This is a genomic window from Solilutibacter pythonis (genome assembly GCF_003697345.1).
Classification (GTDB): Bacteria; Pseudomonadota; Gammaproteobacteria; order Xanthomonadales; family Xanthomonadaceae; genus Solilutibacter; species Solilutibacter pythonis.
On record NZ_RFLY01000008.1, the window covers coordinates 48,294 to 62,698 of the forward strand.

The following is a 14,405-nucleotide window of genomic DNA, read 5'->3' on the forward strand; positions in this document are numbered from 1 at the left end:
CCGGATCCCCACCATGAACGACGCCCGCCCCGCCATGCAGATGCAGGTTCGCGAAGGCCAGGCCACCATGCCGGCCTCGGTGAAAATCTCCACACGCGGCCTCGACTTCTACTACGACAAGTTCCACGCGCTGAAGAGCATCAACCTGGACATCCCGGAGAAACGCGTGACCGCGCTGATCGGCCCTTCGGGCTGCGGCAAGTCCACCCTGCTGCGCATCTACAACCGTATCTACGCGCTGTATCCGAAGCTGGAGGCCAAAGGCGAGGTGCTGCTGGACGGTGAGAACGTACTCGACCCGAAGTACCCGATGAACCGCCTGCGCTCGAAGGTGGGCATGGTGTTCCAGAAGCCGGTGCCGTTCCCGATGACGATCCACGAAAACGTGGCCTACGGCATCCGCCACCACGAGAAGCTCTCGAAGTCGGAGATGAACGATCGCGTCGAGCTGGCCTTGCGTCAGGGCGCGCTGTGGGACGAGGTCAAGGACAAGCTCAACCAGAGCGCACTGGGCCTCTCGGGTGGCCAGCAGCAGCGCCTGTGCATTGCGCGCGCCGTGGCGCTCCGCCCCGACGTGCTGCTGCTCGATGAGCCGACCTCGGCGCTCGACCCGATCTCCACCAGCCGCATCGAGCAGTTGGTCGAGGAACTGAAGCACGACTACACCATCGTCATCGTCACCCACAACATGCAGCAGGCCGCGCGCGTGTCGGATTTCACCGCCTTCATGTATCTGGGCGACCTGATCGAGCACGACGAGACCTCGACCATCTTCTCCAACCCCTCGAAACAGCAGACCGAGGATTACATCACCGGTCGATTCGGGTAAACGGCGGCGCCACGAACGTCCGGCCGTCCTCGGCCTGAACGGTCCGAAGCCCGCAATGCCTCGCCAGGGACAACCGTCCGGAACCCCGCCGAAAAACAGAATCCGTTTCGAAACAGGATCACCTCATGCCCAACGAACACGACCACATCGTCAAGAGTTACGACGAAGAGCAGCAGCGACTCGGCCACGAGATCCAGCGCATGGGCGCGATGGCGGTGGCGCAGCTCGAAGCCGCGCTCGACGTCATCGACCGCCGCGACGACAGCGCCGCCGAACGCATCATCGCCAACGACGACGCCATCGATGCGCTGGAACACGAAGTCAGCCAGGACGTGATGAAACTCGCCCTGCGCGGCCCGATGGCCACCGACCTGCGCATCATCCTGGTGGCCTTGCGCATCTCCTCGGATATCGAGCGCGTCGGCGACTACGCCGCCAACATGGCCAAGCGCTCGCTGGCACTGAACACCACCCCGGCACTGCCGGTCACCGGCGGCCTGCACTCGCTCGGCCGGCTGGCCGCACAGCAGATGCGCGATGTCCTGCGCGCCTATCGCGATCTTGATGCGAACGCCGCCCAGACGGTGCGCGAGCACGACGCCGAGCTCGATCTCCAATACACCGCGCTGTTCCGCGAGTTGCTGACCTACATGATGGAAGACCCACGCAATATCACGCCCTGCACCCACCTGCTGTTCATGGCCAAGAACCTGGAGCGCATCGGCGACCACGCCACCAATATCGCCGAGAACATCTGGTTCCTTGCCCACGGCGACCAGCACCCGCTGCCGCCACGCGAGAAACGCGACGACAGCAGCGTGATCGCCAAGGTTTGAATTCCGCCTTCGAGGCCCGCTTCCGGCGGGCCGAACGCTTTCTGGCGGAGCACTAACGCTTTCTTCAACCCTTGCCAGCCCCTTGGCGCTACCATCGGTCTCCCCCAAAGGAGATGCTCCGATGAAGTCTCGCAACAAGACCGCGCTCGCCCTCGGCACACTCGCCGGCTCGCTGGCGCTTTCCGGTGGCGCTTTCGCCATCCAGCCGCTCGAATCCGCCTACATGGGCGATACACCGCCCGCCCGCCAGGCCGAAGGCAAGTGCGGCTTCAAGCGGATGGATGCCAATGGCGACGGCAAGGTCTCACGTGAAGAATTCGCCGCCGCCCACGATGGCAAGGACGACCAGTTCGCAAGCCACGACCTCGATGGCGATGGCAACATCACCCAGGCCGAAATGGACCAATACCGCGCCGACAAGAAGAAGGCTGCCGAAGGCAAGTGCGGCGAGGGCAAGTGCGGTGCCCAATCGGACGAAGGCAAAAACGACAGCGAAGGCAAATGCGGCGCCGGCAAGTGCGGTGGCAGTCTTTGACCGGATCGGTTGACAACGGGCGCGCCGGTCGATGACCGGCGCGCTTGCCGATGCCACTGTCGGCCTTGGCTTGCGCCGTGGCCTGCTGAGGGCGATCGAAACCGCGCCGGCGGGCGATTTCGATTTCCTCGAATGCGCGCCGGAGAACTGGATCGGCGTCGGCGGCGCGTTGGGCGCGCGCTTCGACGCCCTCGCCGCGCGCCATCCCATCACCCTGCACGGGCTGTCGCTCTCGCTAGGCGGCGCAATGCCCCTGGATGACGACCTGATCGATGCCATCGGCGGTTTCATGCAACGCCACGACATCCATCACTACAGTGAACACCTGAGCTACAGCGCCGACGACGGCCACCTCTATGATCTACTTCCACTAGCGTTCGACGAAACCAGCACACACCACGTCGCTGCCCGCATCGATCGCGTGCAACAACGCCTCGGCCGGCGCATTGCCATCGAGAACATCAGCTATTACGCCGCGCCCTGGCAACGCATGCCGGAAGCCGACTTCATCAATGCCGTGCTCGACGCCGCCGACTGCCAGCTATTGCTCGACGTCAACAACATCTACGTCAATGCCACCAACCACGGCTATGACGCGCGCGCATTCCTCGCCGCCATGCCGTCCGCGCGCATCGCCGGCTATCACATCGCCGGCCATCACGACGAAAGCGACGACCTCAAGATCGACACCCACGGCACCGCGGTCAAGGAAGATGTCTGGTCGCTGCTGGCACAAGCCTACCGATTACATGGCACCCACCCCACCCTGCTGGAACGCGACTTCAACTACCCGCCCTATGCCGAGTTGCGAAGCGAGCTGGCACGCATTCGCACGCTGCAAGCCGAGGCGCGCCCATGAGTCCCGATGACGCCCTCAAGGCCCGGCAATTCGCTTTCGCCGCCCACCTGCGCGATGCCGGGCACCCGCCACCGCCCGGCATCGGCGAGCGCCGGCTGGCGGTCTATCGCACCCTGTTCTTCAACACCATCGAAAACCTGCTGGCCGCGAATTTTCCGGTGATCCGGCGCACGCTGGGCGCGCACGGCTGGTCATCGCTCGTGTGCGAATTCCATCGCCATCACCGCTGCCAAACGCCCCTGTTCACCGAAATAGCACAAGAATTCATCGGCTGGCTCGCCGAACACGAATCCGAACACGCACCCTGGCTGCCCGAACTGGCGCATTACGAATGGATGGAACTGCGCGCCGAGATCGACGACACTCCAGCGCCGCCGCACAACGCCGAGGGCGATCCGCTGAGCGGCATTCCCGTGCTGTCCCCGCAAGCCTGGCCGCTGGCCTACGCCTGGCCGGTCGATCGCATTGGCCCCGGCTTCGTGCCCGAAACACGCCCGGATACCCCAACCCTGCTGCTGGTGCGTCGCGACCCGACGATGAAGCCGCACTTCGCCGCGCTCTCCCCACTGGCATTCAGACTGTTGCAGATCATCTCGACGAATGACGCTGCCGATGGCGCGACACTGCTGCAAGCGCTCGCCACCGAAGCCGGCCTGCCAGACGACACCATCTTCCTTGCCGAAGCACGCACCATGCTGCAACGCCTGCGCGATGAAGGCACGCTGATCGGCACCCGGCCCCCCTGATCCCAAGCACCCACGCAGCACGCACAAACCGCCAAGAAAAACCCCGCCTCGACACCTGTACGGGCCACCTGGAAAACCATCAGCCGATCCCTGTCCGGCCCATACCCGTTCACGCCTCCCACGGGCAACGATTAAACTGCGCGCATGTCCGACCCCACCTCGCCCAGCACCCTGCGGATTTCGATGGCCGGCCGCTTCCGCGGCTTTCTGCCAGTGGTGGTGGATGTCGAAACCGGCGGCTTCGACTGGAACCAGCATGCGCTGCTGGAAATCGCCGCCATACCGCTGGACCTCGACGAAAACGGCCAACTGGCCCTAGGCGAGACCGCCTGCGCTCATCTCGACCCCGCGCCCGGCACCAAGATCGACCCGAAATCGCTGGAAATCACCGGCATCCAGCTCGACCATCCCTTCCGCCTCTCCAAACCTGAGAAGGAAGCGCTCGATCATGTTTTCGCCAAGGTGCGCTCGGCGGTGAAGAAACACCACTGCCAACGCGCCATCCTGGTCGGCCATAACGCCCATTTCGATCTCAACTTCCTCAACGCCGCCGTGGCCAGGACCCGGCACAAGCGCAATCCGTTTCATCCCTTCAGCGTGTTCGACACGGTGACGATGGCCGGGCTCGCCTACGGGCAGACCGTGCTGGCGCGCGCCGTGCAAGCCGCCGGCATGACCTGGAACGCCGCCGATGCGCACTCCGCCGTGTACGACGCGGAAATGACCGCCAAGCTCTTTTGCGCCATCGCCAACCAGTGGCCGCGCGTTCTGCCGCCGCCCGCGCCCTGACCGCCCAGCCACCGCCGGCTTCGAGCGGCGGCGCTACGCGCGTTGACGCACCGCCTCGAACAGCGCCACGCCCGTCGCCACTGAAACATTCAGACTCTCCATCTCGCCCGGCATCGGGATCTTCGCCAACCCATCACAGTGCTCGCGGGTCAACCGACGTAGGCCATCGCCCTCGCCGCCCAGCACCAGCGCCACGTCGCCCTTGAGGTCGATGGCATACAGCGAGGCATTGGTTTCGCCGGCCAGCCCGTAAACCCACACGCCCAGCTTCCGCAGATCGCGCAACGTGCGCGAAAGATTGGTGACGGCGATCACCGGGACGCGATCGGCCGCACCGGCCGAAGTCTTACGCACGGTGGCATTGACCTGAACCGCCTTGTCGCGCGGGATCACCACCGCCGTCGCATTGGCCGCCGCCGCAGAGCGCAGACAGGCGCCGAGATTGTGCGGGTCCTGCACGCCATCGAGCACCAGCAGCAAGGCGCGCCCCGCGGCGGCCTCGACCAGCGGCGCCAGTTCGTGCTCGCCCCAGGTCTTCGCCGCCTGATAGCGCGCCACCACCCCTTGGTGACGCAAGCCGCCGGCCACACCGTCGAGCGCCTGCTGCGCGACCCGGCGCACCTCGATACCGCGCCGCCGCGCCTCTGATTCGATGTCGGCCAGCCGCGCGTTCCGCCCCCCGGCCTCGACCAGCACTTCGCGGACATTCGCCGCATCGTGCGCCAACGCCGAGGCCACGGCATTGATGCCGGCAATCCATTGGGAAGCTTTGCTCATGCCGGCATTGTAGAGCCTGGGCGATGCCGCTTCGCTCAATATTTCCGCTTCTGCCGCCGCGCCGGCTGGCCGCGTTGCGCCTTCTCCACGTCATTGTCCTCGGCCAGACGGAAGTCGATCTTGCGCTCCTCCAGGCTGGCCTTCAGCACCACGATGCGCACGCGATCGCCCAGGCGGAATTCGCGACCCCGGCGCTCGCCGGTCAGCGTTTTGCGGATGGCGTCGAAGTGGTAATAGTCGTGCGGCAACTGGGTGACGTGCACCAGCCCGTTGACCTTCGAATCGTCCAGTTCCACGAACAGGCCGAAGCTGGTCACGCCGCTGATCACGCCATCGAACTCGCCGCCGATGTGCCGTTCCATCCAGGCCGCGCGGTAGCGCTCGTCCACTTCGCGCTCGGCCTCGTCGGCACGGCGCGCGCGCTCGGAGCATTGCAGCGATAGGCGATCCATCTCACGGGCGCTGTAACGGAAATCATCGACGTCGCCACCGGCCAGGCCGTGCTTGATCGCGCGATGCACCAGCAGGTCGGGATAGCGGCGTATCGGCGAAGTGAAATGCGCATAGCTTTCCAGCGCCAGTCCGAAATGGCCGACGTTGGCAGGCGAATACACCGCTAGCGACTGGCTCCGCAGCAACACCGATTCGATCAGCGCGGCGTCGGCGCGCTCGCGCACCTGGTGGATCAACGCGGTGAAATCGCGCGGATGCACGCGGCTCCACGGCGGCATCGACAATTTGAACTCCTTGAGGAACTCCTGGAGATCGGCGTATTTCTGCTCCGGCGGCCGCTCATGGATGCGGAACGGGGCCGGAATGCCGGTTTTCAGCAGGTATTTCGCCGCCTCCACATTCGCCGCGATCATGCACTCCTCGATCAGCTTGTGGGCGTCGTTGCGCTGGAGCATGCCGGCCTGAGTCACTTCGCCACGGTTGTCGAGGACGAAACGCACCTCGCCCGACTCGAACTCGATCGCGCCACGCGACTCGCGCGCCTTCGCCATTCGCTGGTACATCTGGTGCAACTGCCGCACATGCGGAAGCAGTTCGCCGATCTTCGCTTCAGCGGCGGCGCGATCCTCCGCCGGAATCCCTTCGCCCACCGCGTTCCAGACCTCGGTATAGGTGAGGCGCGCGTGCGAATTCATCACCGCCGTGTAGAACGTCGAGGACTTCGGCACACCGTCATTGTCGAGCTTCATGTCGCAAACGAAGCACAGCCGGTCCACCTTCGGGTTGAGCGAACAGATGCCGTTGGACAAGGTTTCCGGCAGCATCGGCACCACGTAGCCAGGGAAATACACACTGGTGGCGCGCTTCTCGGCCTCCTCGTCCAGCGGCGTGCCGGGACGCACGTAATGCGAGACGTCGGCGATGGCGACCACCAGCCGCCAGCCGCCACGCACGCGCTCGCAATACACGGCATCGTCAAAATCCTTGGCGTCCTCGCCATCGATGGTCACGAGCGGCAAGCCGCGCAGATCGGCGCGCTCACGCAGATCGGCCGCGACGACTTCCAAAGGCACGGCGGCGGCTTCGTCCAGCACCGCCCGCGGGAATTCGTGCGGGATATCGCGGCCGTGGATGGCCGCTTCGACCACCAGCGAAGGCGTCAGCTTATCGCCCAGCACGGCGACGACACGGCCGATCGGCGGGCGGCGGGCATCCTGCGGCTGGGTGATCTCGGCGACCACCAGCTGGCCGGTTTTCGCGTCGTTGCGCTCGGCCTGCGGGATCATCACGTTGCGCTGGATACGGGCATCGTCCGGCACCACGAAACCAACGCCGGCCTCCTCCTCGTAGCGGCCCACCAGTCGGGTGACGCCGCGCTCCAGCACCTCGACGATCGTGCCTTCGCTGCGTCCGCGCCGATCCATCCCCGTGATCGAAGCCAGCACACGATCGCCGTGCAACACCTTGCGCATCTCCGCCGGCGGTAGGAACAGGTCTTCGCCACCCCCCGCGTCCGGGCGCAGGAAACCGAACCCCTCGGGATTGGCGATCACCACGCCGGCGATAAGATCGAGCTGCCGGGTCGGCGCGAAACCGCCACGCCGGTTCTGCAACAACTGCCCGTCACGCACCATCGCACCGAGTCGGCGATCCAGCGCCTCGCGGCGGTCGGGCGCGGTGAGTCCAAGGAGGGCGGCAATCGCATCGGCATCCAACGGGCCATCGGCATCGCCCAGCACTTGCAGGATGTATTCGCGGCTGGCGATCGGCTCGGCGTAACGCCGGGACTCACGCTGGAAATGGGGATCGTGATGCGGCCCGCCGTTGGCGGGCATCGCCTGTGGCTTCGCCTTTCGCCCCACGACATCGGCGCGGACATTCGTCTGGCGGGTTGACTGCTTGTCCGCATGGCTCCGCCCGCCCGGCACGGCCGTGCTGTCAGGCATCCACGGCGCGGCCTTACCGGTTTTCTTCGCCGGTCGGCGGCCGGGCGCCGCCGACTTGGGATTTCCAGGCTGGCCCACGCTCGTTTTCTTCGTTTTCTTCTTCATCCGCTCATGCTCGCACATGCCCGCGTGCAGCGGACGCGAGCACGCCCACGATGACTTGCCAGGAAGTGTTGACAGCCCATTCATCGCCACCCATAATTCCGCTCCCACCTGCCCAGGTGGCGGAATTGGTAGACGCACTAGTTTCAGGTACTAGCGGGTAAAACCGTGGAGGTTCGAGTCCTCTCCTGGGCACCAACGGTTGGAATCAAACGACCTCGCGCAAGCGGGGTTTTTTGTTGCCTGGCATCTATTTATCGTTGCAAAACAATGGCTTGTAGCGCCCAGCCGGGCAGCAGGTCGTCTCACCAGATCAAACTGGCTTGCACGGCAAGTGTGAGTAACGATTCCATGCGTTGCCGACCCCGCAGGCTTGCTCGGCGAAAGTTTGATTGCCAGCGTCAAGCCACGACCGACGGTTTAACGGGTTGCGGGCGGGGATGACTTGCGCATCGAGATGCGCCCATCGGGCCTGAAGCGCGGGCGCTATCGCTTTCGGCTCGCTGGTCGTGGACAACCGCACTTGGACGCCGCCGGGATGTTTCGTTGAAAGAGGCACGCGAATTCGCCAGCCAGGCACGCCGAATGGTAGGAATAGCACGGCATCCACTGAATGAACATCGAAAGCAGCTGCCGGAATGTCAACGTGCTCGCAACGGCAGCTTCAGGCACGTTGCGTTGACGTGGTTGGAGGACAAGAGCAAGGGCATCTGCGTAGACACCCTTCGCAGGGCTCGTCCGGTTATCGAGCGCGACTTGGTAGCGTCATCCGGCCAGATCCCGATCTCGTCATCGATGACGGCAGATGTCCTGCCCGTTCTCCGTTCGATTCATGCGCACGCCCCCAGTCCGCCCAGCGGAACGCGCCAGTACATCACCGTGTGCGCTTGGCCATCCAGGCCAGAAAACCTCATGGCTCCGAACTTTCACTGCGTGGCGCCCTGCCCAAGCATGAAGGTGGGCATATCGCGGCGGCAACCGAAGCGCCCCCGTTGAAGGATGTCCAAATTGCCATCGACGCCTACGAGTCGCCCGTCACGCGTGCAGCCCCGTAATTGCCGCCATGCGACCGCCAGTGGTCGCGGCTGCACGTTGGGAGCACATCGACCTCGAGAATGCACTTGTTCGATACCCGCGAGCCGATGAAGATGCGTCCCGCCCATATCGTGCCAGCGCGCCGGCAAGCCATCGAGCCACCGGGGTCGATCAAACGCAAGCCTTGATGCCCATGAGTTCTCCCGACACTGGCCAAGCAAACATGCCCATACCTCAATTGCGATACGCTGAACGTGGCACTGCCGCGGATGGGTTTCCAAGGGAAACCAAGCGACGCATGGCTCTCGCATGAGCTCGCGAAAGATCGGGCACGAACGTCTGGAAATCGACATTGATGTGCTGGAAGTACAACTTGCGCACGTCGAAGAAGAATGTCCAGCGAGCCTGCGACCATGCGACAAAAAGCGCATTGAGCTGATGTGGCTGTGAGCGGACTATCTGGATCGGTTGCGAAGGGAGCGCTCATGATTCCCCTGCACCATGAAACGTGTACCACGACACCTCGCTGCAAAGGTGATCATGCTTCGGGGATACATTACGCCAGCACGCTTCAACGGCTGCAACCCAAGCCATTGCCGTCGCTCGTTCTTGACTTGGAGATGGCTACTGAAGCCGGGGCGATTCAGAGCAGGCATCAACCAGATCCATTCGGAACGAAAATGATGTAGGAATTCCCCCGCCCCCGCATTGCCATTTTTCCGACTTGCGCACATAAGTCTCGACTGTTAGGTTCATGAAACCTTACAAAGTCAAGATTTCGTGAAATCTCACTGTCCTCCCTGTTGATTCAACACCCTCCAAAGGAAAACCGTATGAATTTTCCAGGTACCGTCGGTGCATCCGAATTCGACATCACCATCCACCGAGATTCATCATTCGATCCATTCGCCGATGGCGAACTGAGCGTGGCCTTCAACTGCCTTGGCACCTTCGGTTGTGCGGGCACCTTCGGCACCGGCACCGGCTGCCTTGGCACCGCGGGCTGTGCAGGTACCTTCGGTTGTGGCGGCGGCGAACAACCCGTCATTACCCAGTAATTCACACTGCAAATGCCGCGCGTCGCCGGCAGCGGGGGAACAGTCCCGCTACCGGTAAGCTGCCTGCGGCCAGCCCGGACTTGTTACGGTGACTCATGGCGCAGAAGAATTTGGCAGGGACGCCCCTTGATATCCAGGCACTGACCCATCGGCTTGGCAATCGCACTGTCTTGCACGACCTCAGTTTGGAAGTGGGGCTTGGCGAACTGGTTGGCCTGCTCGGCCCAAATGGAGCTGGCAAGACCACCCTGCTGGAAATCATCGAGGGCATCCAGACACCCAGCCTGGGCGAAGTTCGGTTGTTCGGTCATCATCCACGCCGGCTTCCGCCGGCAGCGAGGGCCAGAATCGGGTTCATCTTCCAGCGTAATGCCATTCCCGAGCATGCCACGGTCGCCCAGCTCATCGAATTGTATCGACGAGTCCACGGCGACAGTTCCACCTTGCAGCAAACTCAGCAACGGCTGGGCCTTTCCCACCTTCTTACCCGTAACGCAGGTGAGCTCTCGATAGGACAACGGCAACGGGTTTCGGTGTTCGCCGCGCTGGCCGGCTCACCTTCACTGGTACTGATGGATGAACCCACCAACGCATTGGACCTGCGCTCCAAACGCGCGGTCTGGGACACGATCATCGAACGCAAACGCGAGCACACCCTGTCCGGACTGATCGCCACTCACGACATGGAGGAGGCCGAGGCACTATGCGACCGCGTCGTGTTCATCGAGGAAGGGCATCTGCGCGGCACGCTTTCGCTACTCGCACCCGCGGAAGCGATGCCGACGATGTTGAACGTGGATTTCCATGCGCCAGCCAGTTTCATCCATAGCAGTGCAGCGATGCAATCCGTGACCGTCATCGCGGCCGACCGTGGCGACCGCTGGCGGGCACGCTGCCCCAAGGAACAGATTCCGGGATTCAACGCGGCGTTGCTTGAAGCCGAACGCGAACATGGCTTCAACGCACGCCTGGGTATCAATCCAGTGGAGACTGAATCTACCTACCTCAACTACGTTTCCAAGGCCGACTGACCGATGAACAGCATCTACCCCGCGGGCGGTCGTTGATCAGTCTTCAACGCTTTCCTGGCCCAGTCCTTCAGCCACTTCCGCCGCAATGGCGTTGGCCTTGCCATGACGCTGGCCGTGCCGCTACTTTTCATGTTCATCTATGGCTACGCCTACATTTTAGGTAGCCCCGAACGCACCGTTTCCGTGGGCCTTCTGCCCGCCGCGTTGGCAGCCGACGACTGGCGGTCAGCACTGCCAGCCGACAGTTTCCGGATCAGCGAGATCGCTCCTGAAAAGCTGGAGGAGCACCTGCGTGACGGTGAACCCGCGCTGATCCTGGACCGCAACCCGACCACGGGCGAAGCCATCGTCCACACTGCGTCCTACTGGCGCCCGGTTGCCGAACTGATGCTGTGTGCGATCGAAGCCGCACCAACTCTACCTGCCGACATCGATTCGCGGTTGCGGGTGGTAGCTCCGGGTAACTCGCCGTTTTTCATGCTGCCAGCGATCATGGTGATGGCGCTACTCAATGTGGGGCTGTTCACTGCCGGAGTGAAACTGCTGCAGGAGCGTGCCCGCGGCACGTTGCGCCTATACCGTATGTTGCCTGTATCCATGATCTGGTACTTCGCCGCAGAGCTATGCACCAAGCTAGTGCTCGCCATGGCCATCGTCGCCGGCTACATGGTGCTGGCGATGGTGATGTTCGGACTCGAACTGAGCTGGATGCAGGTGGCTTGCGTGGGTTTGATATCGCTGTTGCTCTCGGCCGTTTTCATCTCCATTGGCCTGTGCCTGGGCTCGGTATTGTCAAGCTATTCACTGGGCATCCATGCCTTCACCCTGTGCAACCTGCTGGTGTTGTTCCTCGGCGACCTGTTCTTCAATGCCAGCAAGTTCGCCGCCACAAAATGGATCGCACTGGCAATGCCAACGACCTATGGCATGGACCTACTGCGCCATGTGATGTTCGATGCCTCCCTGCAGTTCCCAGTCACCCTGTCGCTGGGAGCACTGCTGTGTTGGCTGCTGACCATGCTCGCCCTCGCCCTGGGCTGCTTCAACTACAAGGCGAGGGAATAATGTCCGACAACCAGATTCCCTGCATTCACGTTCGTGCCGGTGGGCGCCTGCCTGGCCGTTGTTACCATCATCGTGCTGGCAATCCCCAAACTCTCGGTGCTGCCCTGGTGGGCAGGGTTGTTTCTGCCATTCATGCTTACAGCAACATCGTTGATCCATGAAATCGGGCATTTCCTCGTCGCCCGGCTGCACGGCCACAGTGCCTTGATCCAGATGTTCAAGCACGGGCAGTTGCAGGCGCGTTGCGTGATCGAAGCAACAGGAGAACTCCCCGACTCGCACACCACTGTGCGCATCCTCGCCTCAGGTCCCTGGACGGACTGCGCCATCCTGGTCGGTTGCGCCGTCGCAGTCCACTTCATCGCCCCGCATCCGCTCATCAACCTCTCGCTCATGTGCGCGTTACTGGGCTTTACCTTTAATTTGCTCCCCGGCAAGACATCCGACTTCGCCAGAATGCTGGGAATGGTATCGGTCCACCGCGGCCTGCTGGTCGCAGCAGCCTGGCTAGGCTCCGTGCTGCTTCTTGCAGTGGCACTGCTGACGCTTTCGCGACTGACCGGGCTGTCCCCACTCTGAACACCGCGTAGGAGATCCACACCATGAGCCCCAATGTGCCGCCCCCCCCACCTGCCAAGGTCGGCGTTGTCGTCGGTGCCATCCTCGGCCTGCTTGGCACGATGGCCGGCTTCTCCTTCGGTGTCATCCGTCCGGCGCTAGCCAGTGGGAGATGGCACGAACTCCCCATCCATTCGATCTGGCTCGGTGGACTGATCATGACTGCGATCATCGCGGTGTGCGCGCGATTCCTGCTGCGTTGGTATCGCCAGCCACACCCCGACGCATTGCTGGACGAAGACAACTGGTGAAACCAAAGCACAGCGATCGACAATCCGCGCCACCGCACGAGGTCTGCTGACCACCGATGTCCCACCTCCATATGATTCTTGTGGAATTTGGTCGCAACCGGGTCCGCAGTTCGCTGACAGTGGCCGCCATCGCTTGTGCATTCCTGTTGTTCGCGCTGTTGAACAGCGTACGCAACACCTTCCTCGACGCCGGCTCTAGCGCCCACGGTGCGGCACGATTGGTGACTCAGTCGCGACATGCTGTGTCCAGCCCGTTACCCTTGGCGCTTCAGGAACGCATGGCCACAGTGAGTGGTTTGACTGCCCATGGCCACGCCACCTGGTTCGGCGGCTACTATCAGCAGCCCAGCACCCCCCTCGCAGCATTCGCAATTTCCGACGGTTATCTCGATGTATATCCAGAAATCGAAGTCGACCCTTAGGCACGCCGCGAATTCGCAGCACAGCGCAATGGCCTCTTGGTCGGTGAAGCGATCGCACACCGATTCAAATGGCGAGTCGGGCAGACGGTGCCCCTCGGCTCGTTGGTCTTCGTCGATCGTGCAGGCAATGACCATTGGTCGTTCGTGATTGTTGGTCTGTTACGCTCGCGCGATGGCGGAGCCAGCAACTTCCATGCGAACACGGTACTGATGCACTGGGACTACTTGGATGCCGCCTCACCCTATGTGGATGGGCACGTCGGTTGGTATGCCAGCCGTGTCGCCGATGTCGGACGCTCGGATCAGCTGGCGCGGGAAATCGATGCTCTGTCGGCCAACTCAGCGACGGAAACCCACACCATGTCCGAACAGGCTGCGTTCGCCGCGCGGGTCCGGCAACTCGGAGACATTGATCTGATCACCCGTTCGATCATGAGTGCGGTATTGTTCAGCCTGCTTTTCACTACGGCTTGGACCATGGGGCAAACACTGCGTGAGCGCCGATCGGAACTGGCGACACTACGCGCAATCGGTTTCTCGACACGCCGCTTGGCACTCCTGCTGACTGCCGAGACAATCCTGCTGTTCAATGCAGGTTGCCTGCTCGGTCTGTTGGTGGCCAGCGCGGTCATCGCAGTGACGGGGCACGTCATGGGTGACGTGCTCACCTTTGCAACTGTTACCACCGCAGACGGCTTTGCTGCCATTGGGTTGGCGCTGTTACTTGGCTGCGCGGTAGGCACAGCAGCATCCCTGCGCCACCTGCGTGGGAACATCTCCAGCGTGCTGGTTCGTCATTGACCCCCTCGCTGCATCGACGTGTAAACAACCCATTGCTGGGCCAACCTCCCTAAGAACCGCATGTGGAAGGTTGCGGTCGGCTGAACTATGACAATTCGTTGGCATTTGCCCCTGATACGGCACGATCCGGCTTTCTCTCGCAACGCTCCATATGCGGCTCTTAGCCCACGCGGTCGCAGCTCCACAACGCGACCCGATATAAGCCAAGTTCCCGTCTCGCTTGAGCTTTCGGTTCCCTGACGGCTTCCGCCA

Annotated in this window: 16 protein-coding genes and 1 tRNA gene; 15 read left to right on the plus strand and 2 right to left on the minus strand. The window is 62.7% G+C overall.

From position 1 onward, the window contains the following. Positions 1-13: 13 nt before the first annotated feature. The 6 genes from pstB to rnt all read left to right on the plus strand — a co-directional run bounded on the left by pstB (position 14) and on the right by rnt (position 4,594). Complete coding sequence (gene pstB, locus EBB59_RS06970) at positions 14-829, plus strand: phosphate ABC transporter ATP-binding protein PstB (RefSeq protein WP_122101435.1); 816 nt, start codon at positions 14-16, stop codon at positions 827-829. Between the two features lie 125 nt (positions 830-954). Beyond that, positions 955-1,665, plus strand: coding sequence for a phosphate signaling complex protein PhoU (phoU, locus tag EBB59_RS06975; RefSeq protein WP_122101436.1), 711 nt, complete (start codon positions 955-957; stop codon positions 1,663-1,665). Positions 1,666-1,786: 121 nt separating this feature from the next. After that, complete coding sequence (locus EBB59_RS06980; RefSeq protein WP_122101437.1) at positions 1,787-2,200, plus strand: HvfA family oxazolone/thioamide-modified RiPP metallophore; 414 nt, start codon at positions 1,787-1,789, stop codon at positions 2,198-2,200. A 31-nt stretch (positions 2,201-2,231) separates the two neighbouring features. Then, positions 2,232-3,059: an HvfB family MNIO-type RiPP peptide maturase gene (locus EBB59_RS06985; protein ID WP_122101438.1), complete on the plus strand. Its 828-nt coding sequence runs from the start codon at positions 2,232-2,234 to the stop codon at positions 3,057-3,059. Further along, entirely contained in the window at positions 3,056-3,805 is a 750-nt protein-coding gene (locus EBB59_RS06990) for an HvfC family RiPP maturation protein (RefSeq protein WP_122101439.1), read from the plus strand. Before EBB59_RS06985 ends, EBB59_RS06990 begins: the two co-directional genes overlap by 4 nt. A gap of 144 nt (positions 3,806-3,949) precedes the next feature. Next, on the plus strand, positions 3,950-4,594 hold the full coding sequence (gene rnt, locus EBB59_RS06995; RefSeq protein WP_122101440.1) for a ribonuclease T: 645 nt from the start codon (positions 3,950-3,952) through the stop codon (positions 4,592-4,594). Positions 4,595-4,627: 33 nt separating this feature from the next. Here rnt and rlmB read toward each other — a convergent pair whose 3' ends face one another. Both rlmB and rnr read right to left on the minus strand, forming a co-directional pair. Then, complete coding sequence (gene rlmB / locus EBB59_RS07000; RefSeq protein ID WP_122101441.1) at positions 4,628-5,371, minus strand: 23S rRNA (guanosine(2251)-2'-O)-methyltransferase RlmB; 744 nt, start codon at positions 5,369-5,371, stop codon at positions 4,628-4,630. Between the two features lie 35 nt (positions 5,372-5,406). Next, on the minus strand, positions 5,407-7,875 hold the full coding sequence (gene rnr, locus EBB59_RS07005; RefSeq protein ID WP_425451810.1) for a ribonuclease R: 2,469 nt from the start codon (positions 7,873-7,875) through the stop codon (positions 5,407-5,409). A gap of 110 nt (positions 7,876-7,985) precedes the next feature. Between rnr and EBB59_RS07010 the strand changes: the two genes are divergently transcribed. From EBB59_RS07010 to EBB59_RS07045, 9 genes are all read left to right on the plus strand, one after another. Further along, a tRNA-Leu gene (locus EBB59_RS07010) sits at positions 7,986-8,070 on the plus strand. A gap of 1,146 nt (positions 8,071-9,216) precedes the next feature. Next, positions 9,217-9,357 carry a hypothetical protein gene (locus EBB59_RS13795; RefSeq protein WP_158601740.1) on the plus strand — a complete coding sequence of 47 codons (141 nt, stop codon included), beginning with the start codon at positions 9,217-9,219 and terminating at the stop codon, positions 9,355-9,357. Between the two features lie 383 nt (positions 9,358-9,740). Beyond that, positions 9,741-9,965 (plus strand): hypothetical protein, encoded by a 225-nt coding sequence (locus EBB59_RS07015; RefSeq protein ID WP_122101442.1) that lies wholly within the window; start codon positions 9,741-9,743, stop codon positions 9,963-9,965. Between the two features lie 95 nt (positions 9,966-10,060). Next, the gene (locus tag EBB59_RS07020; protein ID WP_122101443.1) at positions 10,061-10,996 is read left to right on the plus strand and encodes an ABC transporter ATP-binding protein; all 936 of its coding nucleotides are present in this window, start codon (positions 10,061-10,063) and stop codon (positions 10,994-10,996) included. Positions 10,997-11,098: 102 nt separating this feature from the next. Further along, entirely contained in the window at positions 11,099-12,061 is a 963-nt protein-coding gene (locus tag EBB59_RS07025) for an ABC transporter permease (protein WP_122101444.1), read from the plus strand. A 33-nt stretch (positions 12,062-12,094) separates the two neighbouring features. Next, a complete protein-coding gene (locus EBB59_RS07030) occupies positions 12,095-12,640 on the plus strand; it encodes a zinc metalloprotease (protein ID WP_211327706.1) in 546 nt (181 codons plus the stop codon). 23 nt (positions 12,641-12,663) lie between these two features. Then, on the plus strand, positions 12,664-12,930 hold the full coding sequence (locus EBB59_RS07035) for a hypothetical protein (RefSeq protein WP_147455527.1): 267 nt from the start codon (positions 12,664-12,666) through the stop codon (positions 12,928-12,930). A 56-nt stretch (positions 12,931-12,986) separates the two neighbouring features. After that, entirely contained in the window at positions 12,987-13,352 is a 366-nt protein-coding gene (locus EBB59_RS13445) for a hypothetical protein (protein WP_147455528.1), read from the plus strand. A gap of 87 nt (positions 13,353-13,439) precedes the next feature. Beyond that, entirely contained in the window at positions 13,440-14,153 is a 714-nt protein-coding gene (locus EBB59_RS07045; protein ID WP_147455529.1) for an ABC transporter permease, read from the plus strand. The last annotated feature ends 252 nt before the right edge of the window (positions 14,154-14,405 follow it).